This is a genomic window from Micromonospora psammae, from assembly GCF_036902725.1.
In the GTDB taxonomy this organism is placed as follows: domain Bacteria; phylum Actinomycetota; class Actinomycetes; order Mycobacteriales; family Micromonosporaceae; genus Micromonospora.
In genome coordinates, this window is sequence record NZ_JBAKHM010000021.1 from 50,989 (window position 1) to 76,180 (window position 25,192).

23 protein-coding genes and 2 riboswitches are annotated in these 25,192 nt (G+C 74.9%); of the genes, 12 read left to right on the forward strand and 11 right to left on the reverse strand.

The window, feature by feature from the left end; all coding sequences use genetic code 11:
- Nucleotides 1–2: 2 nt before the first annotated feature.
- Nucleotides 3–1,082, reverse strand: a complete 1,080-nt coding sequence (locus tag V6U79_RS22655; protein ID WP_334615737.1) for an SRPBCC domain-containing protein — start codon at nt 1,080–1,082, stop codon at nt 3–5.
- Between the two features lie 120 nt (nt 1,083–1,202).
- Nucleotides 1,203–1,279: riboswitch (ZMP/ZTP riboswitch) on the forward strand.
- 13 nt (nt 1,280–1,292) lie between these two features.
- On the opposite strand from V6U79_RS22655, the gene V6U79_RS22660 reads away from it, so the two are divergent.
- On the forward strand, nt 1,293–2,183 hold the full coding sequence (locus tag V6U79_RS22660) for a bifunctional 5,10-methylenetetrahydrofolate dehydrogenase/5,10-methenyltetrahydrofolate cyclohydrolase (protein WP_334532485.1): 891 nt from the start codon (nt 1,293–1,295) through the stop codon (nt 2,181–2,183).
- A gap of 51 nt (nt 2,184–2,234) precedes the next feature.
- Here the strand turns inward: V6U79_RS22660 and V6U79_RS22665 are convergent, their stop codons facing one another.
- A complete protein-coding gene (locus tag V6U79_RS22665) occupies nt 2,235–3,014 on the reverse strand; it encodes an endonuclease/exonuclease/phosphatase family protein (RefSeq protein WP_334615738.1) in 780 nt (259 codons plus the stop codon).
- Nucleotides 3,015–3,206: 192 nt separating this feature from the next.
- Here V6U79_RS22665 and V6U79_RS22670 point away from each other — a divergent pair, with 192 nt between their 5' ends.
- The 3 genes from V6U79_RS22670 to V6U79_RS22680 all read left to right on the forward strand — a co-directional run bounded on the left by V6U79_RS22670 (nt 3,207) and on the right by V6U79_RS22680 (nt 6,505).
- Complete coding sequence (locus V6U79_RS22670) at nt 3,207–3,980, forward strand: sulfite exporter TauE/SafE family protein (protein WP_334532491.1); 774 nt, start codon at nt 3,207–3,209, stop codon at nt 3,978–3,980.
- A 22-nt stretch (nt 3,981–4,002) separates the two neighbouring features.
- The gene (locus tag V6U79_RS22675; RefSeq protein WP_334615739.1) at nt 4,003–4,836 is read left to right on the forward strand and encodes a GNAT family N-acetyltransferase; all 834 of its coding nucleotides are present in this window, start codon (nt 4,003–4,005) and stop codon (nt 4,834–4,836) included.
- A 94-nt stretch (nt 4,837–4,930) separates the two neighbouring features.
- Entirely contained in the window at nt 4,931–6,505 is a 1,575-nt protein-coding gene (locus tag V6U79_RS22680) for a VWA domain-containing protein (RefSeq protein ID WP_334532497.1), read from the forward strand.
- Nucleotides 6,506–6,551: 46 nt separating this feature from the next.
- Here the strand turns inward: V6U79_RS22680 and def are convergent, their stop codons facing one another.
- Both def and V6U79_RS22690 read right to left on the reverse strand, forming a co-directional pair.
- The gene (def, locus tag V6U79_RS22685; protein ID WP_334532499.1) at nt 6,552–7,061 is read right to left on the reverse strand and encodes a peptide deformylase; all 510 of its coding nucleotides are present in this window, start codon (nt 7,059–7,061) and stop codon (nt 6,552–6,554) included.
- 50 nt (nt 7,062–7,111) lie between these two features.
- A complete protein-coding gene (locus tag V6U79_RS22690; protein WP_334532501.1) occupies nt 7,112–7,876 on the reverse strand; it encodes a TetR/AcrR family transcriptional regulator in 765 nt (254 codons plus the stop codon).
- A gap of 77 nt (nt 7,877–7,953) precedes the next feature.
- On the opposite strand from V6U79_RS22690, the gene V6U79_RS22695 reads away from it, so the two are divergent.
- The 4 genes from V6U79_RS22695 to V6U79_RS22710 are packed head-to-tail and all read left to right on the forward strand — an operon-like array spanning nt 7,954 to nt 13,341.
- Nucleotides 7,954–8,907: an ATP-binding cassette domain-containing protein gene (locus V6U79_RS22695; RefSeq protein ID WP_334532503.1), complete on the forward strand. Its 954-nt coding sequence runs from the start codon at nt 7,954–7,956 to the stop codon at nt 8,905–8,907.
- Nucleotides 8,904–9,716 carry an ABC transporter permease gene (locus tag V6U79_RS22700; RefSeq protein ID WP_334615740.1) on the forward strand — a complete coding sequence of 271 codons (813 nt, stop codon included), beginning with the start codon at nt 8,904–8,906 and terminating at the stop codon, nt 9,714–9,716. Before V6U79_RS22695 ends, V6U79_RS22700 begins: the two co-directional genes overlap by 4 nt.
- Complete coding sequence (locus V6U79_RS22705) at nt 9,713–12,463, forward strand: SCO1167/SCO6262 family helicase (RefSeq protein ID WP_334615741.1); 2,751 nt, start codon at nt 9,713–9,715, stop codon at nt 12,461–12,463. The genes V6U79_RS22700 and V6U79_RS22705 overlap by 4 nt, the downstream gene beginning before the upstream one ends.
- Nucleotides 12,460–13,341, forward strand: a complete 882-nt coding sequence (locus tag V6U79_RS22710; protein ID WP_334615742.1) for an SWIM zinc finger family protein — start codon at nt 12,460–12,462, stop codon at nt 13,339–13,341. The genes V6U79_RS22705 and V6U79_RS22710 overlap by 4 nt, the downstream gene beginning before the upstream one ends.
- Before the next feature lie 111 nt (nt 13,342–13,452).
- Here the strand turns inward: V6U79_RS22710 and V6U79_RS22715 are convergent, their stop codons facing one another.
- Nucleotides 13,453–14,649: a chorismate-binding protein gene (locus tag V6U79_RS22715; RefSeq protein ID WP_334615743.1), complete on the reverse strand. Its 1,197-nt coding sequence runs from the start codon at nt 14,647–14,649 to the stop codon at nt 13,453–13,455.
- Between the two features lie 123 nt (nt 14,650–14,772).
- Here V6U79_RS22715 and V6U79_RS22720 point away from each other — a divergent pair, with 123 nt between their 5' ends.
- Nucleotides 14,773–14,973: a DUF5999 family protein gene (locus tag V6U79_RS22720; protein WP_091306916.1), complete on the forward strand. Its 201-nt coding sequence runs from the start codon at nt 14,773–14,775 to the stop codon at nt 14,971–14,973.
- A gap of 129 nt (nt 14,974–15,102) precedes the next feature.
- On the opposite strand, the gene gcvP is transcribed toward V6U79_RS22720, so the two are convergent.
- From gcvP to V6U79_RS22740, 4 genes are all read right to left on the reverse strand, one after another.
- Complete coding sequence (gcvP, locus tag V6U79_RS22725; RefSeq protein WP_334615744.1) at nt 15,103–17,925, reverse strand: aminomethyl-transferring glycine dehydrogenase; 2,823 nt, start codon at nt 17,923–17,925, stop codon at nt 15,103–15,105.
- 73 nt (nt 17,926–17,998) lie between these two features.
- A riboswitch (glycine riboswitch) is annotated at nt 17,999–18,096 on the reverse strand.
- A 191-nt stretch (nt 18,097–18,287) separates the two neighbouring features.
- A complete protein-coding gene (locus tag V6U79_RS22730; RefSeq protein WP_334615746.1) occupies nt 18,288–19,571 on the reverse strand; it encodes an erythromycin esterase family protein in 1,284 nt (427 codons plus the stop codon).
- A 466-nt stretch (nt 19,572–20,037) separates the two neighbouring features.
- Nucleotides 20,038–20,937 carry an NAD-dependent protein deacetylase gene (locus V6U79_RS22735; protein WP_334615747.1) on the reverse strand — a complete coding sequence of 300 codons (900 nt, stop codon included), beginning with the start codon at nt 20,935–20,937 and terminating at the stop codon, nt 20,038–20,040.
- A gap of 190 nt (nt 20,938–21,127) precedes the next feature.
- Nucleotides 21,128–21,712 (reverse strand): TetR/AcrR family transcriptional regulator, encoded by a 585-nt coding sequence (locus V6U79_RS22740; RefSeq protein ID WP_334615748.1) that lies wholly within the window; start codon nt 21,710–21,712, stop codon nt 21,128–21,130.
- A gap of 103 nt (nt 21,713–21,815) precedes the next feature.
- Here V6U79_RS22740 and V6U79_RS22745 point away from each other — a divergent pair, with 103 nt between their 5' ends.
- The 3 genes from V6U79_RS22745 to V6U79_RS22755 all read left to right on the forward strand — a co-directional run bounded on the left by V6U79_RS22745 (nt 21,816) and on the right by V6U79_RS22755 (nt 23,201).
- Nucleotides 21,816–22,022: a hypothetical protein gene (locus V6U79_RS22745; protein WP_334615749.1), complete on the forward strand. Its 207-nt coding sequence runs from the start codon at nt 21,816–21,818 to the stop codon at nt 22,020–22,022.
- Nucleotides 22,023–22,096: 74 nt separating this feature from the next.
- Nucleotides 22,097–22,576, forward strand: a complete 480-nt coding sequence (locus V6U79_RS22750) for a DUF2269 domain-containing protein (RefSeq protein WP_334615751.1) — start codon at nt 22,097–22,099, stop codon at nt 22,574–22,576.
- 202 nt (nt 22,577–22,778) lie between these two features.
- Nucleotides 22,779–23,201 (forward strand): DUF4396 domain-containing protein, encoded by a 423-nt coding sequence (locus V6U79_RS22755; protein ID WP_334532540.1) that lies wholly within the window; start codon nt 22,779–22,781, stop codon nt 23,199–23,201.
- Nucleotides 23,202–23,283: 82 nt separating this feature from the next.
- On the opposite strand, the gene V6U79_RS22760 is transcribed toward V6U79_RS22755, so the two are convergent.
- Nucleotides 23,284–23,964 carry a hypothetical protein gene (locus V6U79_RS22760; RefSeq protein WP_334532543.1) on the reverse strand — a complete coding sequence of 227 codons (681 nt, stop codon included), beginning with the start codon at nt 23,962–23,964 and terminating at the stop codon, nt 23,284–23,286.
- Nucleotides 23,961–25,190 carry a globin domain-containing protein gene (locus tag V6U79_RS22765; protein WP_334615752.1) on the reverse strand — a complete coding sequence of 410 codons (1,230 nt, stop codon included), beginning with the start codon at nt 25,188–25,190 and terminating at the stop codon, nt 23,961–23,963. Before V6U79_RS22765 ends, V6U79_RS22760 begins: the two co-directional genes overlap by 4 nt.
- Nucleotides 25,191–25,192: the final 2 nt, after the last annotated feature.

Below are 25,192 nucleotides of genomic sequence, written 5' to 3' on the forward strand. Positions count from 1 at the left end.
GGTCACAGGCCGGCGCACGGGTCGTCGCCGACGGTGCAGCCCTCGGGTGCCTTGGCGCGGGGGTCGGGGTCGCGGACGTCGAAGGTGAACGTCCGTGACCGTCCGGCGGGTACGGGTGCGCCGGTGAAGGTGACCGACCGTCCGTCCTGCCGCCAGTCGGCCCCGGTGGCGCGGCTGACTCTGCCGCCGTCGGAGAGGGTGAGCACGACGGTCCAGTTGCGGGCGGTGGTGGCGCCGGCGTTGTCGAGGGCCACCTCGCCGGTGTAGCCGAAGATCCGCGTGGCGGTGGTCTCGTAGCGGGCGGTCACGGCGGCGGTGGCCGGGGTCGCGCCGGTGCGCGTGGGCGGGGGCGTCGCGGTGCGGGTCCGGCTCGGGCGGGCGGTGGTCGGCTCGGCGCCGCGGGTGGAGCGTGAGCCGGGGGTCGCCCGGGGTGGGCGGCTGGTGGGGGTCACGGCGCCCGGTGGTGCCAGCAGCGGGTCCGGTCCGGCGGTGTGCTCGGGGGTGCCCGGCAGCAGGGCCCACACCGCCGCGCCGGCGGCGAGCGCGGCGACGGCCGCGGCCGCGATCAGGGCGACGCGGCGGCGCGTCGCCGCGCGGGTGTCGTCGGCTGGCGCGATCACGGGTAGCTGGGCGGTCGGCCTGCCCACGGCGCGTCGCAGGTCGACCTGCTGGAAGGCCAGCCAGTCGAGGATGGCGGGCAGTCGTCCGGTCAGGGCCTGCTGGTAGTACCGCTCGCGGCGGTCGCGGTCCTCGGTGGACCAGGTGCCGGGTTCCGTGGTTTCCCGGACGGTGAGTTGGCATCCCTCTGCGGTGGGGGTGATCGTGCAGGTCAGCAGGGTGCGCCGGTCGCCTTCCTGGCAGCGCAGCACCAGCAGCTCCGGTTCGCGCCGCTCGGTGACCTGGGCGTCGACGGCGGCGGTGAAGCCGGGCAGTCCGGCGGTGTGCAGCAGCAGGCCTCCGGCGGTCTGCGTGACGGTGCCGGTCTCGGTGAACCAGCGGGCGAGCAGGTGCGGGTCGGTCAACGCGCGCCAGACCCGGTCGCGGGGGTGGGAGAGGTGGGCCTGTGCGCCGATCTCGATCACGGCGAGACTGTACGGCTTCGGCGCGGCGGCCGGGGGTCGGCCCGGGCGGTGACCGCCGGCCGGCGGGGCGTCGTTTCCCCCGGTGGGGGGTGGTGGCGGGGCGGTGTGGCAGGCTGGGGGTGGACGCGACTGGCGGCACGGGGATGGGTGAACCATCGGGGAGCTCGTCGCGGGGGTCGACCGCCTGGGCCTCCGCGGACGAGGTGAGCCATGTCCGCTTCCACTTCCCCGACGACGACCACGGCCCGGCTGCTGCCCGGTAAGCCGGTGGCGGAGCAGATCCTGGCCGAGGTGGCCGAGGGTGTGACGGCGTTGCGCGCGGCGGGTGTGACGCCCGCGTTGGCGACGGTGCTGGTGGGTGACGACGACGCGAGCGCCGGGTACATCCGGATCAAGCAGCGGCAGGCCGCGGAGCTGGGTTTCGCGTCGCCGCACGTGCACCTGCCGGCGTCGGCGTCGCAGGCGGATCTGCACCGGGTGGTGGAGGACTTCAACGCCGACGCCGGGGTGCACGGGGTGCTGGTGCAGCATCCGATCCCGGGACATCTGGACTACGACCGGGCGTTGCAGGTCCTGGATCCGGACAAGGACGTCGACGGGATGCACCCGATGAACATGGGCCGGTTGGCGTTGGGGTTGCCGGGTCCGTTGCCGTGCACGCCGGCGGGTATCGAGGCGTTGCTGGCGTACCACGGGGTGCCGGTGGCCGGGCGTGAGGTGGTGGTGCTGGGTCGGGGGGCGACGCTGGGGCGGCCGTTGGCGATGTTGCTGGCGCAGAAGCGGGCGACGGCGAACGCGGCGGTGACGGTGGTGCACACCGGGGTGGCGGACTGGCCGCGGTACACGCGGCGGGCGGAGATCCTGGTGGCAGCGGCCGGTGTGCCGGGCATCGTCCGGCCAGAGCATGTGCGTCCGGGTGCGGTGGTCGTCGGCGGTGGGGTGCGGTACGAGGGGCGGCGGCTGCTGCCGGACGTGGACGAGTCGTGTGCGCAGGTGGCGGGGGCGATCACGCCGCGGGTCGGTGGGGTGGGGCCGACGACGGTGGCGATGCTGTTCCGTAACGCGTTGCGGGCGGCGCAGCGGGCGGTGGGGCGCGACTGAGGTCGGGCCCGGCCCGCGGTCGGCGGCGCTCGCGGGCCGTCGACCGTGGGGTCAGCCGAGGTCGACCACGAGGGGGCGGTGGTCGGAGATGGTCGAGCGGGGGGTGGTCACGGCGGTGACCGGGGGTAGCCGGTCGCTGCCGTGCCGGTCGGCGAGGATGTGGTCGAGCTGTACCCGGGGGGCGGCGGCCGGGTAGGTGGGGCGGCGGCCCAGTGGGCGCCATCCGGTGAGCAGCCGGGCCGGTCCGGCGGGCAGGTTGAGGTCGCCGAGGAGGATGCGCGGGGCGGGCAGGGTGCGCAGCGCGCGGACGACCTGGCGGAGCTGGTGGGCGTTCCAGCCGGGGACGAAGGACAGGTGGGTGGCGGCGACGGTGAGGGGGCCGTGCGCGGTGTCCAGGACGGCGGCGAGGACGACGCGGGGTTCGTCGCGCAGCAGCATGAGCCCGCCGCCGGGGCCGGGTACGTAGATCGGGGATCGCACGGGTGCGGGCTTGAGGCGGGTGACCTGCCAGGAGCGCACGGGGTGGCGGCTGATCAGGCCGACGCCGTAGCAGGGTTCGCCGTGGCCGTCGTCGTCGTGGTGCAGGGGGCGGAACTGCTCGCCGGGGGTGCCGACGACGGCGGCGGCGAAGCGGTGTTCGGGGGCGCCGAGGGCGCGGGCGGCGAGGGCGGTGAGGTCGAGGTTGCCGCTGCGGGACTGGTCGCGGTCGACCTCCTGGAGGGCGAGGACGTCGGCGTCGAGGGCGTTCACCGCGGCGGTGAGCCGGTCGGGGTCGACCAGGCCGTCGGTGAGGGACCGGCCGTGCAGCAGGTTGAACGTCGCCAGGCGCACTCCTGCACCCTACGTCTGCGTGGCACAGTTGCCCGATGGCCAAGGCGTTGCTCTGTTCGGTGCTGTTGTTCGTCGTGTTGGCGTGGGCCGGGTTGTGGCTGCGCCGGCGGCGGGGTCGCTGACCGTGCCGGCCGGTGAGGTGGGCCACTGGGTGGCGCGGCGGGCTGTGGCGGGTGGGCAGAATGGCCCCCCATGGATCCCCTGTCGCTGACCACCCTGCTCGCCGCGGCCGCGCTGGCCGGTTGGGTCGACGCGGTGGTGGGCGGCGGTGGGTTGCTGCTGTTGCCGGCGCTGCTGGTGGCCGCGCCCGGGGTGCCGGTGGCGACGGCGTTGGGCACGAACAAGCTGGCCGCGATCTTCGGTACGTCGACGGCGGCGGTGACGTACGCGCGTCGTACGAAGCTGGACTGGGCGGTGGCGGGGCCGTCGGCGGGGTTGGCGGTGCTCTTCGCCGGTCTGGGGGCGGCGTTGGCCGGGTCGGTGCCGGCGGGGGCGTACCGGCCGGTGGTGCTGGTGGTGCTGGTGTCGGTGGCGTTGTTCGTGGTGTTCCGGCCGCGGCTGGGTGTGGTGGCGGCGCCGTCGCGGCGTACCCGGGCGCGGGTGCTGCTGGCGGTGGCGGTGGCCGGGGTGGGTATCGCGCTGTACGACGGGCTGATCGGTCCGGGTACGGGCACGTTCCTGGTGGTGGCGTTCACGGCGCTGGTGGGGGCGGACTTCCTGCACGGCTCGGCGATGGCGAAGGTGGTCAACGCGGGCACGAACCTGGGGGCGTTGGTGGTGTTCGCCGCGACCGGGCACGTGTGGTGGCTGCTGGGTGCGGCGATGGCGGTGTGCAACGTCGCCGGGGCGGCGCTGGGCGCGCGGATGGCGTTGCGCCGGGGCGCGGGGTTCGTGCGGGGGGTGCTGCTGGTGGTGGTGCTGGGCCTGGTGGCGAAGTTGGGCTACGACCAGTGGCTGGCCGGCTGAGCGTCGAGCTGAGGGGCGGTGGGTGAGGGTGCCGGTCCGCGCCGAGCACGATCGGGAGGTCCTGGCCGCGTTGCTGCGCCGTGACCCGGTGCTGAACGCCTATCAGCTGGGCGACCTGGACGACTTCTTCTGGCCGTACACCTCGTGGTTCCGGCGGGGTGAGCAGGTGGCGTTGCTGTACCACGGGGTGCAGCCGCCGGTGCTGCTGGCCTTCGCCGCGCCGGCGGACCTGCCGGAGTTGGCGGCGTTGGTGGCCGAGTTGGCCCCGGTGCTGCCGGCCCGGCTGTACGCGCACCTCTCCCCCGGTCTGGAGGGGGTGTTGGGGCGCTGGTACCGGGTCGGGTCGGCGGGGGCGCACCATCGGATGGCGCTGACCGACCGGGCCCGGCTGGCCGGGGTCGCCCCGGCCGGTGAGGTACTCGGCCGGGGTGACCTGCCCGACCTGCGCGCCCTGTACGCCGCGGCGTACCCGGGCAACTGGTTCGACGAGCGGATGCTCGATACCGGGCGGTACGTCGGTGTCCGGCGCGGCGGTGACCTGGTCGCGGTGGCCGGGGTGCACGTGTACTCGCCCACCTACCGGGTGGCCGCGCTGGGCAATGTCACCACCCGTCCGGCGGTGCGCGGGCAGGGTCTGGCCGGGGGTGTCGTCGCCGCGCTGTGCGGCCGACTGGTGACCGAGGTCGATCATGTCGCGCTCAACGTCCGGTGCGACAACGTCGCCGCGGTGCGCCTGTACGAGCGGCTCGGGTTCACCCGGGTTGCCGACTTCGGTGAACACACGCTGACCGTTCTGGATCGCGCGCGGCAGTCTGCCACGTCCCGCAGCCACGCCGGGTCAACTACCCGACCCTGACCGGGCCCTGTGTCGGACCGGTGGGAGCCCACCGGCGGCCTAGCGTCTCCCAGCAGAGGCCGCGTCGTGACGCGGCGGAGCTGAAGGAGCACACATGGCAATGACAACAGGACGGCACCGACGTCGGTGGGCGCTCGTCGCCGCCACCGCGTCGGCGCTCGTCACCGTGGCGGCGGCGCCGGCCGTCGCGGCGCCGGGCGTCGACCCGGCCAGCGTGGACACCGCCGCGAACCCGGGCACGTCCATCCCGATCAGCAAGGTCGTCTCCACCCCGCCGATCCCCCCGAAGCCCGACATCGTGCTGCTGGTGGACACGACCGGCAGCATGGGCGGAGCCATCGCCACGGTGCGGACCAACCTGCAGCAGGTCATCGACAACGTGCGCGGGGTGCAGCCGGGCGCCCAGTTCGCGGTGGCGTCCTACCGCGACGAGGGTGACGGCGCGGAGCTGTTCCGGGTACGCCAGGACCTGACCGGCGACGCCGCGGCCCTGCAGGCGGCGGTCAACGGCCTGGCCCCCGGTGGTGGTGGGGACGCGCCCGAGGCGTGGGTGAACGCGCTGTTCCAGGTCTCCGACGGTGCGATCGGGTACCGCTCCGGCAGCAGCCGGCTGGTGGTGCTGGTCGGTGACGCGCCCAGCCACGACCCGAGCGCCGGGCACACCCTGGCCCAGGCCACGGCGGCGTTGCAGGCCGACGAGGCCACGGTGCTGGCGGTCAGCGTCAGCGGCGGCGCCGGTGGCCTCGACGCCACCGGTCAGGCCACCGCGGTGGCCGCGGCGACCGGGGGTCAACTGGTCGCCAGCACCCCGGAGACGGTCACCGCGGCCATCCTCGCCGGTCTGCGGGACCTGGACGTCACGGTCACCCCGACGGTGACCTCCTGCGACCCGGGGCTGACGGTCACCTTCGACGCGGCCTCCCGGACCCAGCAGAGCGGCACCGACGTGCCGTTCGCCGAGACCATCACGGTCGCGGCGGACGCCCCGCAGGGCGCCACCCTGCACTGCACGGTGGACTTCCTGCTCAACGGCCTGCCCGGCGGGCCGGCGTTCGTCGAGCAGATCACCGTGAAGGTCAACGACGTCACCCCGCCGGTGGTGGTCGTGGACGACCGGACGGTGGAGGCGACCAGCCCCGCCGGTGCGGTCGTCGACTACCCGGCGTCGGCGACGGACAACGTCGACGGGCCGCTGACGCCGACCTGCGTGCCGCCGTCGGGCGGCACGTTCCCGTTGGGCGCGACGTCGGTGACGTGCACCGCCACCGACGCGGCCGGCAACGTGGGCAGCGACTCGGCGACGATGCGGGTGGTCGACACCACCGCCCCGGTGACCGGGTGCGTGCCGACGAACAACCCGAGCGGGGGCAACGTGCCCGGCTCGTACAACCCGGACGGGTTCTACGAGCTCACCTCGACCGACGTCGTCGACACGGCGGTGGCGGTGTGGATCGGTGACAGCGCCGACCCGTCGGTGAAGTTCGGCCCGTTCCCCGCCGGCACCAAGATCAAGCTGGTGCAGGCGCCGGGTGCCCAGTCCAAGGTCAAGGACGGCACCGGCGACATCGACTACAAGGTGACCCTGCGCGGTGACGCGGTGATCACCGGCGTGGACGACTTCGGCAACAGCTCCACGGCGACCTGCCTGGTGGCTCCGCCGCCGAAGTGAGCGGTGGATGAGGGCGTGGGGGCGGCCGGCGGCCGCCCCCACGTCGTCAGCGGGGTCGGCTGGGCGAGTCGAACCGGCCGGCGCGGATCTCCCGCAGCGCCCGGCGCCGGACGTCCCCGGCGAGGGTGTCGACGTAGAGGCGGCCGGCCAGGTGGTCGGTCTCGTGCTGCAGCGCCCGGGCCAGGAATCCGCTGCCGGAGATGGTCAACGGTTCGCCGTGCCGGTCGAAGCCGTGCACGGTGGCGTGCATCGCCCGGCGGGTCGGGAAGTACAGCCCGGGGATGGACAGGCAGCCCTCGTCGTCGTCCTGGCTCTCCTCGGACAGCTCGATGGTGGGGTTGATCAGGTGGCCGCGGTGGCCGTCGGCGTCGTAGACGAACACCTGGGCGCTCACCCCGATCTGCGGGGCGGCCACCCCGGCCCGGCCGGGCGCGCCCAGCAGGGTGTCCATCAGGTCGTCGACGAGTTGCTGCAGTTCGGCGTCGAAGCTGGTCACCGGTTCGCAGGCGGTGCGCAGCACGGGATCACCGATGATCCTGATCGGGCGTACGGTCATGCCCGAAAGGCTATCGGCGCGTTACCGCCGGCGTGGGGCCGGCCCGTCGGTCACCGGGCGGCGCGGCCGGCGACCAGGGCGGCGACCCCGTCGAGGAGCCGGGCCAGGCCGAACTCGAAGGCCCGCGCGGGGTCGGAGGCGGCCTGGTACTCCTGGCCGGCGGCGCTGCCCACCCGGGCGGCGGTGGGGAAGCGCCGCGGGTCCATCGCCTTCTCCAGGTAGGGGGCGTGGGCCCGCCACCACTGCTCCTCGGTCATCCCGGTGCGCTGGGCGGCCTGGGCGGCCTCCACCGCGCCGCGTACCGCCCCGTGGACGTAGGAGTCGACCATGGTGACCACGGCGTCCATCTCGAGGTCGGTCAGGCCGATGCCCTCCACGGCGCGCAGCTCGTAGTCGTAGCGGGCGATGACGTGGGGGCCCAGCGGCGGGCGGGTGGTGGCGACCTGGAGCAGCCACGGGTGGCGCAGGTAGAGCGCCCAGTTCTCGCGGGCGATCTGCTCCAGGCGTCCCCGCCAGCCGCCGGGCACGTCGTCGGGGCGGGCGGTCTCGCCGTGGACGGTGTCGAGCATGACGTCGAGCAGTTCGCCCTTGCCGGGCACGTGGGTGTAGAGGGACATGGTGCCGACGCCGAGCCGTTCGGCGACCCGGCGCATGGACAGCGCGCCGAGCCCTTCGGCGTCGGCGACCTCGATGGCGGCGCGCACGATCCGGTCGACGCTCAGGTCGCCGCCCTTGCGGCTGGTCTTCTCCCGGGTACGCCAGAGCAGCGCGAGGCTGCGCGCGGGGTCACCGGTGCCGCTGTACTCGACGCTCACGACCGCCACCCTACCGTCTCTCGTACCGTATGGTGTACGGTACGCTGCACGGCAACATCGGGAGAGGGGACGGACGCGTGAACGCACCGGTCATCGACGTCGAGGGACTGCGCAAGCGCTACGGCGACACCGAGGCCCTCGCCGGGGTCGACCTGGCCGTCCCCGCCGGCGGCGTCTGCGCGGTGCTCGGCCCCAACGGCGCCGGCAAGACCACCCTGGTGCGGATCCTGACCACCCTGCTGCGCGCCGACGCCGGGACCGCCCGGGTGGCCGGGCACGACGTGCGCCGCCACCCCGAGCGGGTACGCGCCGACATCGGCCTGGTCGGCCAGCGGACCGCCGTCGACGAGGTGCTCGGCGGCCGGCAGAACCTGATCCTCTTCGGCCGGCTGCACCACCTCTGCCCCGCCCGCGCCCGGGCCCGCGCCGACGCGCTGCTGGCGCGCTTCGGGCTGACCGACGCGGCCACGCGGCCCGTGCGGACCTACTCCGGCGGGATGCGCCGCCGGCTCGACCTGGCCGCCGCGCTGATCGTCGACCCGCCGGTGCTCTTCCTCGACGAGCCCACCACCGGCCTGGACCCGCGCGCCCGCGGCGACGTGTGGGACGCCGTGCGCGCGCTCGTGGCCGACGGCACCACCGTGCTGCTCACCACCCAGTACCTCGAGGAGGCCGACCAGCTCGCCGACAGCGTCCGGGTCGTCGACCACGGCCGGATCGTCGCCGCCGGCAGCCCCGACCAGCTCAAGTCCGCCCTCGGCGGCGACCGGGTCGACGTGGTGCCCCGCCACCCCGGCGACCTCACCCGCGCCGCCGAGGTGATCGGCGCGGCCACCGGCGGCCCGGCCCGCGTCGATGTCGACCGCACCCGGGTCAGCGTCGCCGTCACCGACCGGGTCGCCACCCTCACCACGGTGCTGCGCGCGCTGGACGACGCCGGCCTGGCCGCCGCCGACGTCGCCGTGCGCCGACCCACCCTCGACGAGGTGTTCCTGCGCCTCACCGCCGACCGGGAGCAGGTGCCCGCATGAGCGCGCCAACCATGCCGCTGACCCGGGCCCGCTGGGCCCTGACCGACACCGCCACCCTCACCGGGCGGGCCCTGGCGCACTGGGCCCGCCAACCCGGCCCGGTCCTCGTCGCGCTGCTCTTCCCCGTCCTGCTGGTGCTGATGTTCGGCTACCTGCTCGGCGGGGCGATGGCGGTACCCGGCGGCGGGAACTACCGGGAGTTCCTGCTGCCCGGCCTGTTCACCATGACGATGCTCTTCGGCGTGGAGGCCACGTACACGGCGGTGGCCACCGACGCCGCCCGCGGGGTCACCGACCGGTTCCGGACCCTGCCGATGGCCCGCAGCGCGGTGGTGGCCGGCCGGGCCGTGGCCGACCTGCTGCACTCGCTGCTGGCGCTGGCCGTCATGCTCGGCTGCGGCGCCCTGGTGGGCTGGCAGTGGCACCTCGGCGCCGCACGGGCACTCGCCGCGGTCGGGCTGCTGGTGCTGCTGCGCACCGCGATGATCGTCGCCGGGGTGTACCTGGCCCTGCTGCTGCGCTCACCGGAGTCGGTCGCGGCGCTGCAGATCCTCGTCTGGCCGCTCAGCTTCGCCTCCAACGCCTTCGTCGCCCCCGACACGATGCCCGGCTGGCTCGGCGCGGTCGCCGCCTGGAACCCGCTGTCGGCCACCGCGGCGGCCTGCCGGGAACTCTTCGGCAACCCCGGCTGGGGCGGCGGGTCGTTCCCCGCCGAACACGCCGTCGCCCTGGCGGTGGCGTGGCCGCTGCTGATCGTCGCCGTGCTCGGCCCGCTGGCGGTGCGCCGCTGGCAGCGGCTCGACCGGTGAGCGCCGCCGTCGCGCCGGTCACCGGCGGCCCGGTCGGCCGACACCCGATGACGTACGCGCCGGCCGACCCGCCCCGCGCCGGCGCGCTGCTGATCTGGGACGACCACGGCGACCTGCCCGGCATCGGCGCGCCCGGGCAGGTCACCCTGGCCACCCCGCCGGACGGCGCGCCCCGGCCCGTGCCGGTCCGCCGCGTCGGCGTCGCCGAGGCCGTGGCGCTGCTGCTGGCCCTCGACGGCCCGGCGCACCCGGCGGCGGCGTTCTGGGCCGCCGCCGCCCGCACCGCCCTGCACCTGTCCGCCCGGGGGCTGCTGCTGCCCACCGTCACCGCCGCCGGCCACGACGCCTGGCGGGTCGGGCCGCTCGGCGAGGCCGACGCGACCCGGCTGCGGGAGCTGGCCGCCGCCATGCCGCCGCACGCCCGCGCCCTGCCGCCGCCCGGCCGCGCACCGGGGTGGCTGCCCGATGCGCAGCGGCTGCTGCGCGACTTCCTCGACGCCGTCGCCGACACCCTGCCGCGCGGCGACGGCGGCGGGGACACCCCGTGGGCGGGCACGACCGGCGCCCGGGTGCCGCGGCTGCGCGACTGGGCCGAGCGGGTGGCCGCCGACGCGGAGGCGGCCGTGCGGCTGTCGCTGCGCCTGGAACCGGTCACCGACCCCGACGGCCCGTGGCGGGCCGTGGTCCAGGTGCACCGGCGCGCCGAGGCGACGCTGCTCACCGATGCCGCCGCCCTGTGGCGCGGCGCGGCGCCGGGTTTCCCGGCGGCCGCCCGCGACGCCGCGCTGCTCGCCCTGCGGGAGGCCGCCGACCGGTGGCCGCCGCTGGCCGGGCTGCTGGACCGGGCGGTGCCCGACGCGCTGGTCCTCGACGACGACGAACTGGCCGACCTGCTCGCCGGCGGCGCCGGGCGACTCGCCGACGCCGGGGTGCCGGTGCACTGGCCGGCCGGCATCAGCCGGGAGCTCACCGCCGGCCTCCGGCTGCGCGCGCCCCGGGCGTCGACCCCGTCCGGCCTGTTCAGCGACCTGGGCGAGCTGGCCCTGGACTGGCGGCTGGCGCTGCGCGGGGAGCCGCTCACCGCCGCCGAGCTGCGCCGGCTGGCCGAGGCCCGCCGGCCGGTGGTGCGGCTGCGCGAACACTGGGTGCTCATCGACCCGGAACTGGCCCGCCGCGCGCGGCGGCCGGCGGCGGCGTCGCTGCCGCCGGTGGCGGCGCTGCGGGCCGTGCTCACCGGCGCGGCCACCGTCGACGGCGTGGACGTCCCGGCCCACGCCGAGGGCGCCCTGGCCGAGGTACGCCGGCAGCTCACCGGCGATCCACCGCCGGTGGACGTGCCGGCCGGCCTGGCCGCCGGCCTGCGCGACTACCAGCGGTACGGGCTGCGCTGGCTGGCCGCCCGCACCGCCCTGGGCCTGGGCGGCTGCCTCGCCGACGACATGGGGCTGGGCAAGACGGTCACCCTGATCGCCCTGCACCTGCACCGGCAGGCCAACCCGGGCACCGCCGGGGCCACCCTGGTGGTCTGCCCGGCCTCGCTGCTGGGCAACTGGGAACGGGAGATCACCCGGTTCGCCCCCGGCACCGCGGTGCGCCGCCACCACGGCCCCGGCCGCACCCTCGACGCGGTCACCGACGGGTTCGTCCTCACCACCTACGCCACCCTGCGCCGCGACGTCGAGCGGCTCGGCCGGCGGCGCTGGCCGCTGCTCGTCGCCGACGAGGCCCAGCACGTCAAGAACCCCGCCGCCGACACCGCGCGGGCGTTGCGCGCGATCCCGGCGGCCGCCCGGGTCGCCCTGACCGGCACCCCGGTGGAGAACGACCTCACCGACCTGTGGGCGATCCTCGACTGGACCACCCCGGGCCTGCTCGGCCCCCTGGCGCCGTTCCGGGCCCGCTGGGCGCGCGTGGACCCCGGCGACCCGGCCACCGGCGAGCTGGCCCGCCTGGTCCGGCCGTTCCTGCTGCGCCGGCGCAAGAGCGACCCGGGCATCGCCCCGGAGCTGCCCGCAAAGACCGAGACCGACCAGCCCGTCGGGTTGACCGCCGAACAGGCCGCCCTCTACGAGGCGGTGGTGGCGGAGCTGCTCGACGCGATCGCCGCCGCCGACGGGCTGGCCCGCCGCGGCCTGGTCGTCAAGCTGCTCACCGCGCTCAAGCAGATCTGCAACCATCCGGCGCACTACCTGCGGGAGACCACGTCCCGGCTGGCCGGCCGCTCCGGCAAGCTGGACCTGCTCGACGAGCTGCTCGACGGCATCCTGCCCGCCGGCGGGTCGGTGCTGGTCTTCACCCAGTACGTGGCGATGGCCCGGCTGCTGCACCGGCACCTGCGCGAACGCGGCGTCGAGGCGCTGCTGCTGCACGGTGGCCTGCCGGTGGCCCGGCGGGAGGAGCTCGTGCGCCGGTTCACCGACGGGCAGGCGCCGGTGTTCCTGCTGTCGCTGCGGGCGGCCGGCACCGGGCTCAACCTGACCCGCGCCGACCACGTGGTGCACTACGACCGCTGGTGGAACCCGGCCGTGGAGGACCAGGCCACCGACCGGGCCCACCGGATCGGGCAGACCCGGCCGGTGCAGGTGCACCGGCTGATCGCCGAGGGCACCGTCGAGGACCGCGTCGCGGCGCTGCTGGCCGGCAAGCGGGAACTCGCCGCGGCGGTCCTCGACGCCGGGCCGGGCGCCCTCGCGGCGCTCGACGACGACGACCTGGCCGACCTGGTACGACTGAGGAGCCTCGGATGACCGCGCGTGGCTTTCCCGCCTTCGCACCCGGACCGGCGCGTCGACCCCGCAGCCGCTGGGGCGTCGGCTGGGCCGACGCGCTGACGCGGTCCGCGCTGGACCTGCGGCCGCTGCGCCGGGGTCGCCGCTACGCCGCCCGGGGGCACGTCGGCCCGATCACGGTCAGCGCGGGCCGGGTCGCCGCCGCCGTGCACGACGGCGACCCCGAGTTGGCGCACCGCACGGTGGTGCGGGTGGACCCGCTGCGCGACGGCGACTGGGAGCGGCTCACCGCCGAGCTGGCCGACCGGTCCGGGTGGCGCGCCGCGCTGCTGGCCGGGGAGCTGCCGGCCGACCTCGGCGCCGCCGCCGGGGTGGCGCTGCTGCCCGAGCCGGCGGAGCTGCTGCCGGAGTGCGACTGCCCCGACTGGGAGCACCCGTGCGCGCACGCCGCCGCGCTGTGCCACCAGGTGTCCTGGCTGCTGGACGCCGAACCGCTCCTGCTGCTGCTGATCCGCGGCCGGGACCCCGGCGAGCTGACCGGCGCGGCCGGGCGGCACGCCACCGCCGGTGCGCTCGCGCGTCGCGATGGTGCCGCAGCGCCAGTCGGCGGGGATCGCGATGGTGCCGCAGCGCCGGTCGGCGGGGATCGCGACGGTGCCGCAGCGCCGGCCGACGGGGAGCCGGCCGGCGAGGCGTACGCCCGGGTCGTGCCGCCGCTGCCGGCGCCGCTCGGAGAGCCACCGGCCCCGGAGGCGCCGGCGCCGCTGCCGGCGGGGCCCGGTGTCGACCCGGACGCGCTCCGCGCGCTGGTGGCCGCGGCGGCGGCCCGGGCGGCGCAGCTGCTGTCGGTCAGCGCCGCGCCGCGCGGTCCCGGTACGCCCGGGGCGCCCGGCTGACGTAGGCCTTGTCGGGGAAGGCCGCAGCGGGCGGCGATGCGCTGGACCGGCCGGCAGGGGGTCGGCCGGCACCGCTCCGGGCGCCGGCCGCGTCCGGCGGCGGGGCGCGGGTCAGTCGGCGGCGAGCAGGGCCCGCACCGGGGCGGCCTTCGCGGCGGCCTCGGCGACCTCCGCGTCCGGGTCGCTGTCCCAGGTGATGCCGCCCCCGGCCCACAGGTGCAGCCGGTCGGCGTCCGCGGCGGCGGTGCGGATGGTCAGTCCCAGGTCGAGCCGGCCCGGCCCGACCCAGCCCAGGGCGCCCATGCCGGCGCCCCGGCCCACCGGTTCGAGCGCGGCGACGTGGTGCAGCGCGGCGTGTTTCGGCGCCCCGGTGACCGATCCGCCGGGGCAGACCGCGCGCAGCAGCGCGGCCAGGCCCAGCCCGTCGGCCAGCGCCGCGGAGACGGTCGACTCGGCCTGCCACAGGTCGCACCAGCGGCGCACGGCGAACAGCTCGTCGACCCGTACCGAGCCGGTGCGCGCCACCCGGGCAAGGTCGTTGCGTTCCAGGTCGACGATCATGATGTGTTCGGCGCGTTCCTTGGCGGAGGCGAGCAGGTCGCGGCGGCCGGCGGCGGTCGCCGGCCGGGTGCCCTTGATCGGCCGGGTGAGCACCCGGCCGTCGGTCACCTCGAGGAGCGTCTCCGGTGAGGCGCAGCCGATCATCCAGCCGTCGCCGCGCAGGGTGCCGCCGTAGCGGGCGCCGGGCAGCCCGGCGAGTCGGGCCAGGGCCGGCCCGGGGTCGCCGGTGTAGCGGGCGGCGGCGTGGCCGACGACGTTGACCTGGTAGACGTCGCCGCGGCCGATGGCGGCGCGCACGGCCCGCACGGCGGCGGCGTGTTGCCGGGGCGTCCAGCTGTCCTGCCACTCCCCCAGCCACCACCGGCCCTGCGTCGGGCTCAGGTGTGGCTCGGCAACCCGGGGGGCGTGGCCGTAGACGACCACGGCCAGCTCCGGCAGCGCCGGCGCGGGGTTCGGCGCGCCGGTCGGCCCGCCGGCCATCAGGGCGCCGGCGGCGGCGGAGACGTAGAGGGCGGCTCCGCAGACGCCGGTGGACTCGTGCGCGGCGGGCCGGGTCAGGTCGGTGACGGGGAGTCCGTGCGCGGCGAGGAACTGCTCGGCCAGCGCGGCGGGGTCACCGCCGTCGGTGGGGCGCCACTCGTAGCGGGCGCGTTCCACGAGCACGCTGCGGCAGGACGCCGGCACGGCCGGTACGTCGATCAGCGGGTGTGGGAGCGTTTCCACGCCGTCCGGTCCAATCTGATTCATCCGTTCAGCGGATTTCCGGGAAACGTGACGGATGCCTGCTCGATGCGGCGCGGTATCGCTTGGTACTGTGCGTCACTGGTCATGTGAACCATGACACAGTGCCCCCACAGTCCGGAGAACCCGATGTGCCAGCACCTACCCACCTGCCCCTCCGCCGAGGCGACCGACCGGGAAGCCGCCCGCGTCCTCGCCTGCTTTCCTGAACAGGGCTGGAGCCTGCTCTGCAACGGTGTCATCGTCTTCGAGGACACCGGTGAGCTGCTCCCCGACGGCAGCACCATCGCCCCGCACCGCGGCCCCGCCCGGCACGCCCTCGTCGCCTGAACGAACACGCTCCGTAACAACGGCTGGTCACCGCGGACCAGGCTAGTCCCCCGGCCCGGGACCGCCCTCCCCAGGATCCCGCCGGCCCGGGGCGGCGACGAACCGCCGCCCCGGCGCCGCGTCACCGCCTCAGTCCTCGAACGCCTCCGGCGACGGGCACGAGCAGACCAGGTTCCGGTCGCCGTACGCGCCGTCGATGCGCCGCACCGGCGGCCAGTACTTGCCCGCCCGATCCGTCCCGCCCGGGTACGCCCCCACCGACCGCGGGTACGGGTGCGGCCACTCGTCGCCGGCCACCATCGCCGCCGTGTGCGGGGCGTTGGCCAGCGGGTTGTCCCCGGCCGGCCACCGTCCCGACGCCACCTCGTCGATCTCCGCGCGGATGGCGATCATCGCCTCGCAGAACCGGTCCAGCTCGGCGAGATCCTCGCTCTCGGTCGGCTCCACCATCAGCGTCCCCGCCACCGGGAACGACATCGTCGGCGCGTGGAAGCCGTAGTCGATCAGCCGCTTCGCCACGTCGTCCACGCTCACCCCGGTCGCCTTGGTCAACGGCCGCAGGTCCAGGATGCACTCGTGCGCCACCAGGCCCTTGTTGCCCGAGTACAGCACCGGGTAGTGGTTGCGCAGCCGCGCCGCCACGTAGTTCGCGGCCAGCACCGCCACCCCGGTCGCCCGGGCCAGCCCCGCCGCGCCCATCATCCGCAGGTACGCCCACGGGATCGGCAGGATCCCCGCCGAGCCGTACCGGGCCGCGGAGATCGCCGGCCGGCCGTCGACGTGCGCGCCGGACGGGTCGCCGGGCAGGAACGGCGCCAGGTGCGCCCGCACCGCCACCGGGCCCACCCCCGGGCCACCGCCGCCGTGCGGGATGCAGAACGTCTTGTGCAGGTTCAGGTGCGACACGTCCGCCCCGAACTTGCCCGGCTTGGCGAAACCGACCAGGGCGTTGAGGTTCGCCCCGTCGACGTACACCTGGCCGCCGGCGTCGTGGACCTTCGCGCACAGCGACGCGATGCCCGTCTCGTACACCCCGTGCGTGGACGGGTAGGTCACCATGATCGCGGCGAGGGCGTCGCGGTGCTTGTCGATCTTCGCGTCGAGGTCGACCAGGTCGACGTTGCCGTCGGCGTCGCAGCCCACCACGACGACCCGCATGCCCGCCATCACCGCCGACGCCGCGTTGGTGCCGTGCGCCGAGGACGGGATCAGGCACACGTCGCGGTGCCCGTCACCCCGCGAGGCGTGGTAGGACCGGATGGCCAGCAGGCCGGCCAGCTCACCCTGGGAACCGGCGTTGGGCTGCACGCTCACCGCGTCGTAGCCGGTCACCTCCGCCAGCCACCCCTCCAGCTGGGAGATCATCTCCCGGTACCCGGCGGTCTGCGCCTGCGGTGCGAAGGGGTGGATGTGGGCGAACTCCGGCCAGCTGACCGGCTCCATCTCGGTGGTCGCGTTCAGCTTCATCGTGCACGAACCGAGCGGGATCATGCCCCGGTCCAGGGCGTAGTCGAAGTCCGACAGCCGCCGCAGGTAGCGCAGCATCGCCGTCTCCGAGTGGTGCGTACGGAACACCGGGTGGGTGAGGAAGTCACTCGTGCGGGCCAGCTCCGCCGGCAACGCCGCGTCGCCGTCGCCGTCCAGGGCGGGCACGCCGAACGCCGCCCACACCGACTCCAGGTGCGCCCCGGTGGTGGTCTCGTCGCAGGAGATGCCGACCCGGTCGGCGTCGACCAGCCGCAGGTTCACCCCCCGGTCCGCGGCGGCCGCGACCACCTCGGCCGCCCGACCCGGCACGGTCGCGGTGACGGTGTCGAAGAACGCCACGTCGGCGACCTCGACGCCGCCGGCGCGCAGCCCGGCCGCGACCCGCGCCGCCATGCCATGGGTACGCCGGGCGATCTCCCGCAGCCCGTCCGGGCCGTGGTAGACGGCGTACATGCCGGCCATCACCGCCAGCAGCACCTGCGCGGTGCAGATGTTGCTGGTCGCCTTCTCCCGCCGGATGTGCTGCTCACGGGTCTGCAACGCCAGCCGGTAGGCGGGGTTGCCGTCGGCGTCGCGGGACACCCCGACCAGCCGGCCGGGCAGCATCCGCTCCAGGCCGGCCCGCACCGCCAGGTAGCCGGCGTGCGGCCCACCGAAGCCCATCGGCACGCCGAAACGCTGGGTGGTGCCGGCGGCGATGTCGGCGCCGATCTCCCCCGGCGGGCGCAGCAGCGTCAACGCCAGCAGGTCCGCCGCCACGGTCACCAGCGCCCCCACCGCGTGCGCGGCCTCGACCAGCCCGGCGTGGTCCCGCACCGCACCCGACGCCCCCGGGTACTGCAGGTGCAGGCCGAAGAACTCCGCCGGCAGCTCGTCGTGCGCCACGTCGAGCACCCGCACGTCGATGCCGAGCGGCTCCGCCCGGCTGGTGATCACCGCGATGGTCTGCGGCAGGGTGTCGGCGTCGACGACGTACACCGGGCTCTTGACCTTGGACGCGCGCCGGGCGAGGGTCATCGCCTCGGCCGCGGCGGTGCCCTCGTCGAGCATCGAGGCGTTCGCGGTGGCCAGCCCGGTCAGGTCCGTGACCATGGTCTGGAAGTTCAGCAGCGCCTCCAGCCGGCCCTGGCTGATCTCCGGCTGGTACGGGGTGTACGCGGTGTACCAGGCCGGGTTCTCCAGCACGTTGCGACGGATCACCGCCGGGGTGTGCGTGCCGTGGTAACCCAGCCCGATCATCGACACGGCGACGGTGTTGCGGGCGGCCAGGGCGCGCAGCTCGGCCAGCGCGTCGTGCTCGCTGGCCGGCTCCGGCAGGTCGAGGGTGCCGTGCCAGCGGATCACCTCGGGGATCGCCGCGTCCATCAGCTCGTCGATCGAGCCGTGGCCGACGGCCTCCAACATGCGGCGCTCATCGTCCGGGCCGGGGCCGATGTGCCGGTCGGCGAACTGCTCTACGGTCATGGGGGGCGCTCCTGCAGGGGCGAGGTCGACGGGTCGGCCTCCCCCTGAGTCGCGCGCGCGGCGCTCCACAGTGCCTGCCCACGTGGTCCTTTTGCCTGAGAGGTTCCGGGGAGAATCTGCCCCTTCGGCGCCGCCCGGGTGCTGCTGGGCGGTCTCTCCCACGTGGGTGGTACCGGCATGGTCAACGCTACCAGCGTGCCGGTTCCCGGCAGATGTCGTACCCCCGGGGCAGCGTCAGGGGCGGCTGGAGGAGGAATCCGGTCGGCGCGACCTGTCACCAGGCACCGCTTTTCAGGGCCGCCGTCACCAGCGGCGCGAGGACCCGCTGAGCCGCAGGTCCTCGCGCCGCGAGTCATGGCGATCTAGAAGTTGACGGTGGTGTCTCTCGTTGCGGTCGGGCTGCACAGAACCGCGTCGAAGGCCTGTTGAAGGTTCGTTTCCATCGCTGCGCTCTGTGAACGGATGCCTGCCAGTGATGCGACGGCTGGCTCAGGTGAGCGAAGGTCGGTGAGGGTGATGGCGGTGTCGAGCCCGGCTTCGGCGAGTGCCTGCTCCACGCTTCCCGGAGGCGGGGTACCGAGGCGGACCTGCTCGACGGCGAAACCGACCGGGGACGCCTCGGCAGGGAAGGCCATCTCGGGTACGCCGTCGGCGGTGTGGGTCAGGGCCACGGCACGGTACTGCCGACCGAGGCTTCGTGCGAGGTAGTGGCCCATCGGCAAGGCGGTGAGGTGGCCGTCGAAGGTCACCGGGGTCTTCTGGATGTGGTTGTTGTGCGCGATCACGACGACGCGGGTGTCCGGGCCGGTGTGGCCGAGGTGCCACTGCACGGTGGTGGCCATGTAGTAGTCGCGTATCGAGGTATCGCCGGAAAGGCCCCCGCCGGAGAACAGGTCGCTCATCGCCTGGAGCATGTAGTCGGTGTGGCAGGCCGCGTCGAGGTGCCGCCGTACGGTGTCGTAGCGGTGCCGGTCGCTGCGCGAGACGTAGATCGGTTCGAGGGCGCGTGCCCGCAGTGACAGCTTGGCCAGGCAAGCGGTGAGGGCATGCTGGCGGGCGGTTCCGAGGCTCGCCCACCGCGGCGCCGACACGGCGGCTGAGCCTCCGGTGATCTGGTCGGCTGTGGGCAGGACCGTGGCCAGCAGGTCGGCGGCGTCTGCGTCGACCAGCCGGAGGTAGTCGGCGACGGGGTCGAGGTCGGGCCGCAGGGTGAGGGTGTTGGGAAGGTCGATGCCGAGGATCTGAAGGGGCTGCGACCTGCCGCGGTTGTAACGGCGCAGCCAGCGCAGCAGCTCTCCGAACAGACCGGCGCTCAGTGCTCCGGTCACCTGCGGCAGGTCGGCATCGGCGCCGGCGCCGGCGAGCCAGGGATTGACGGCGGCGGCCTCACCGGCGCCGAGTTCGCACGCCAACACCGTGAATCCGCAGCGTTCCACGAGGTAACGCAGCAGCCGGGCGCGGGCGAGGGTGAACTCGTGGACAAAATGCGCGCCTTCGCCGATGCTCACGACGCGGCTTTCTTCGACGATGGCGCGCAGCGGTTCGAGGTCGTGCAGTGCGGGTTGATCTGGGTCCAGGGTGCGCAGGACGGCGGTGTGGCCGTCCAGCAGGTGTGCGGGGTGGCCCGATGAGTTACGGGAAGTCATGAAGATGCACTCGTCTCTCTGCCGGTGTTGACGGTCAACGCGGTCAGGAGCGCAGGGCCGTGGGCGGGGCGCCCGCTGGACTCAGCGATGCGTCCCGCTGCTGCCGGAGGCGAAGCACTCCGGCGCCACCGCGTCTCCTGGAGGACGCGTGTCAGAGAAACAAGCTGCCGATGGGCATGCGCTGAGCTTATCAACGGTGCGACCAGCGCTCGGACGTGCCAGGGGCGCCAACCTGCGGGTCCGGACGCGGCTGCGGTGGTTGCGCCACCACCCCTTCGCCATGATCAGCTACCGGCCGGCCTCGGCCCCGCCGAGGTCAGTGGCCGCGCCATGCCCGCAGCTGGTGCGGGTCCCGACCGGGCATGGCGGCCACGAACCCGTCACCGGCGCGTTCACCTCGACGAGCGACGGAATGCCACGGGGTGAAGATCAACGCGTTGGCCTCGCTGGCAGCCCCGGCCGGCCCTCAGAGCGCGGCGGGCGTCACCGCCGCGGGCACCGCACCCGCACCGACCGGCCCGGTCGGCGCCGCGGCGGCGACCCGGTCGGCCAGCGCGGGCAGCAGCCACCCCAACGGCGCGTCCACCGTCAACGCCGCGTACCCGTCACCGCGGGTCGGGCCCTGGTTGGCGATCACCACCGGGATGCCGAGCTTCGCCGCCCGCAGCACGAACCGCCGCCCCGACATCACTGTCAACGACGACCCCAGCACCAGCAGCACCCGCGCCGCGCCGACCATCGCGAAGCAGCGCGACACCCGGTCGGCGGGCACCGTCTCGCCGAAGAACACCACGTCCGGTTTCAACATGCCGGTGCCGCAGAACGTGCAGTCGACGGTGCGGAAGCCGGCCACCTGCTCGTCGGCGAGATCCACGTCACCGTCGGGGTTGACCGCCCCCACCGCCGCGTCGAAGTCCGGGTTGGCCTCCCGCAACCGCCGGTCCAGCTCCTCCCGGGAGGTGCGGTTGCCGCAGTCCAGGCAGACCACCTCGTCGAGGCGACCGTGCAGCTCCACCACGCCGCCGCTGCCCGCCGTGGTGTGCAGGCCGTCGACGTTCTGCGTGATGATCCCGTCGATCAGGCCGGCGCCCTGCAGGCGGGTCACCGCCCGGTGCCCGTCGTTGGGCGCCGCCCGGGCGATCGTCCGCCACCCGAGGTGGCTGCGCGCCCAGTACCGGCGCCGCGCCAGCGGATCCCCGGTGAACGTCTGGTAGGTCATCGGGGAGTGCCGGCGGGCCGCGCCGCTGGGCCCCCGGTAGTCGGGGATGCCCGACTCGGTGGACAGCCCCGCCCCGCTCAGCACCACGACACCACCGCCGGCGATCAGGCCGGCCAGCGCGTCGATCGTCTCCGTCACCCGTCCCATGCTGCCTCAACCGCCCCACGGTCGGCCAACGGCGCACCGGTGACCCGCACGACCGGACGGCGAGGCACCCGGCGGACCAGGCCACAGGTGTGCGCGTCGTCATCGCCAGGTCGCAGCCGCACGCGTCGCACCCGACCGCGCAGGGGGCGGGCTTGTCGGCGGGCGAGGTTCTGCTCGCCCGGCAAGCCGCTCACGGGCGGGGGCGCAGGCCGTCCAGGACGACGGTGACCAGCCGCTCCGCGGCGGCGCCGGTGCTGATCGTGGCGGCGCCGAGGGCGTGCTGGCAGTAGGCGGCCAGCTCGCCGGCCGGGACGTCGCCGCGCACCTGCCCGGCGCGGGCGGCGTCGGTGATGAGGTCCCGGATCAGGGCGTGCAGGTGCTGGTGGGCGTCGCTGACGTGGTCGCCGCGGTGCAGCATGACGGCGAGGTGGCCGTCGTGCTCGCCGCCGGGTCGGTGATGCGCCATGCCGGCGTAGGCGGTCAGCACCGCCGCGAGCCGGGTCGCCGGGTCACCGCCGTCGGCGGTGTCGCGGATCGCGGTCAGGTGTTCGAGGTGCCGCTGGACGTGTCGCTCGTGCCAGGCGCGCAGGATCGCCTCGACGTCCGGGAAGTACTTGTACAGGGTGGCGCGGCCGATGCCGGTCGCCTCGGCGATGCCAGACATGGTGACACCGGTCAGGCCGTGCTCGGCGACCAGCGCGGCGGCGGCGTCGAGGGTGGCGTCGCGCACCGCGGCGCGGTGGGCCACGACCGTGTCGGTCCACAGCTTCGGCACCCCGCCAGCCTACACAGCGCCACAGCTGTGACAGTATGACGACGAACGAGACAGCCTGTCTCGAAAAATGTCGGCGGTGCGCCGGCGGCGACGAGGAGGTCGGATGTCCGAGCAGATGCCGCAGCCGGGCAGCGGCCCGGGCGTGCCGCGCTGGGTCACAGTGATCGGCATCGTGGTGGGCGCGCTGGTGCTGCTGCTGGTCCTGGCGCAGCTGACCGGGATCGCCGCAGGCCACGGCCCGGGCCGACACCTGCGCGGCCTGGAGGCGACCGCCGTGTGGGCGCGCGGCGGCACGCCGGGGTTGCGGTAGTGGCGCTGGGGCCGGACGGGCGTAGGGCGGCGCTGCTGGCGCACGTGAGCACGTCGGCGGGGTGGTTCGGCGCCGTGACGGTGTTCCTGGCGTTGGCCGTCGCGGGGCTGCGCAGCGGCGACGACGCGGTGGTGCGTGCCTGCTACGTGGCGATGGACCTGACGGCCCGGTACGCGATCGTCCCGCTCGCCGCCGGCGCGCTGGTCAGCGGCCTGGTGTCGTCGCTGGGTACCCCCTGGGGGTTGCTGCGGCACTGGTGGGTGCTGGTCAAGTTCGGGCTCATCGTGGTGGCGGCTGTCGTGCTGCTGCTGCAACTGGCCCCGATCGCCGCGCTCGCCCAGGCCGCCACCACCGGCGACCTGGCCGGCGACGCGAGCGCCGCGCGATGGTCCGAGGCCCGACTGTCGCTGGCCGTGCACGCCGCCGGGGGCCTGCTGGTGCTGCTCGCCGCGATGGTGCTGGCCGTCTACAAGCCGCGCGGGATGACCCGTTACGGCTACCGCCGCACCGCCGCCCGCCCCGCCACCGCCGGCCGGAGGACTTCCGGCGGCTGAGGGCGCACCTCCACCCTTCCATCCCATACCCCCTGGGGGTATATTGGTCGGGTCGACGGAGGAGGCAGCCATGCACACCCGCCAGCACCCACCACACACCGATCACCCCGGCCACGGCCCACACCACGGCAGCGGGCACGTGCCTCAGCAGCACCAGGCCGCCGCGGCGGGACCGGCGGCGCCAGGACGAGCGTCGTGGCCGATGGCGGCGCAGGCCACCCTGCACTGCCTGACCGGCTGCGCCATCGGCGAGGTGCTCGGCATGGTCATCGGCACCGCGCTGGGCTGGCACGCCGGACCCACCGTGATCCTCGCGGTGGCGCTGGCATTCGTCTTCGGCTACGCGCTGACGATGCGGCCGCTGCTGCGCGCCGGCCTGGGCCTGCGCACGGCGCTGAAGGTGGCTCTCGCGGCCGACACGGTGTCGATCGCGGTGATGGAGGTCCTCGACAACGCGGTCATGCTGGCCGTGCCCGGGGCGATGGAGGCCGGCCCGGCCAGCGGGGTGTTCTGGGCGTCGCTGGCATTCGCCCTGGCGGTGGCGTTCGTGCTGACCACGCCGATCAACAAGTGGCTGATCTCGCGCGGCAAGGGCCACGCCGTCGTACACCAGTACCACCACTGATCAGCCGAACAGCCCCCGGTACACGCAGCGGCCGGCACCCCCGGATCGGGGGTGCCGGCCGCTGCCGACGCCGGGTGGCCGCCTATCCGCCCAGCACGGCGCGCAGCTGAGCGCTCGCGCCGCCCGCCGCCGCCGCGTCCGCGCGCAGCTGCTCCGACTGCGCCGACAGATACGCCTGCCAACGGTTCAGCTGCTGCTGCGCGGCCGCCACCGCCGCCAGCGCCGCCGCGTGCCGCTCCTCCAACTCCCGCAACTGCCGGGTCAGATCCTGCGCGCCCGGCCCGCCCTGCCCACCGGCCGCGCCGTTCGGCCCGGCGCCGTTGACGCCCATGCCGGTCGCGGCCACGTCACCGGCGCGGCGGTGCGCCTCGGCGAGGATGTCGTCGGCCTGCCGCCGCGCGTCGGCGATGATCTCCGCGCCCTCCGCGCTGGCCTCACCGATCGTCCGGTTCGCCTCGTCCTGCGCCCGCATCGCCAACTCGACGGTCATCGGGTCCGGGCCCTGCGGCGCGCTGCTCGGCAGCGTCCCGTGCCGCAGCATCTCCACCTGGCTGAGCAGCCCCTGGTTCTCCCGCCGCTGCCGCTCCAACTCGTTGACCAGCAACGCGATCCGGTCGTCCGCGGAGCGGACGATCGTGGTGACCTCGTCGGCGGACAGCCAGTGGGCGCCCCGGAACCGGCGGGCCTCCAACATGGACAACTGGCGGGCGATCTCGCCCTGGTCGGCGAGGGCGGGTAGACGGTCGGAGTGGTCGATGCTCATCGGGCACCTGTCCAGCTGAAGTCGCGCGGGGCCGCGGCGCCGGCCTCGGCGAGGGGTGGGTAGAGAGAGTGATCGTAGCTCTCCGTCAGGATCTGCTCGGGCTGCACACCCGAGCGCGCCAGGATCGCCATCGTCTCCCGGGTCATCTCCGGGCTCCCGCACACCAGGATCTCCGTGTCGTGCCACGGACCCAACCGCACCGCCGTGTCAGCGGCCCGCCCGATCGCCCCCTGCCAACCCCAACCCGTCTCCACCGTCGGCACGTACCGCAGCCACCCGGCGCCGCCGTTCTGCCACGCCCCCGCCGGCGGCATCGACGCCAACTGCGCCAACGCCGGCTCGTCGTAGAGGTCCTCCGGGGTGCGGCCCCCCACCACCAGCGTGGTACGCCGCCCCGTGCCCTGCTGCAACGCCTCCACCACCGCCCGCAGCGGCGCCAGGCCGGTGCCCCCGGCGATCAGCAGCAGCGGCAGCTGCGGCGACCGGTCGTACGACGACAACGCCGTACCCGTCGGGTTGCCCAACAACAGCCGGTCACCCACCCGCAACTTGCGCACCAGGTGGGTGGAGAACCGGCCCGTGGCCCGCACGTGGAACTCGATCGTCCCGTCCGCCCGCGGCGCGTTCGCCGGCGACAGGTACCGCCACGTGCGCAACTGCGGCACCTGCACCGGCAGCGACTGCCCCGGCAGGTAGCTGCACAGGTAGTTCGGGCGCACCGTGAACACGGCGATGTCCGCCCGACGCCGCTCCGCGCCGAGCACCTCCGCCTCCCAGTACGGCGGCGACGTCCGCTCCGCCTCCGCCGCCCCGCTGAGCATCAGCTTCGCCACCAGCTCGTACGCCGCCGCCCACTCCGCCTTCAACGCCGGCGTCCAGTACGGCCCGAGGAACCGCTCCAGCGTGGCCAGCAACGCCTGACCGACCCAGATGTAGTGCCGCTCCCCCAGCACCACCGGGTTGCCCCGCTGGTCCTGCCCGTGGAACCGGCGGTGGTCGGCGCCCAACCGCTGCGCGAACGCCGTCAACGTGCCCGGATCGTCCAGATTGGTGATGATGTGGCCCAACGCCTTGAGGAGCTTGTCCTCCTGGTACTGCATGTTCGTCGGGAACATCGACCGCGCCTCCGGCGCCACCACGAACAACGTCGCGTAGAAGTACTTGGCCGCCTCCGGACCCGCGGCGGAGAACTGGCTCCAACTCTGGCGCAGCGCCACCTGGTCCATCG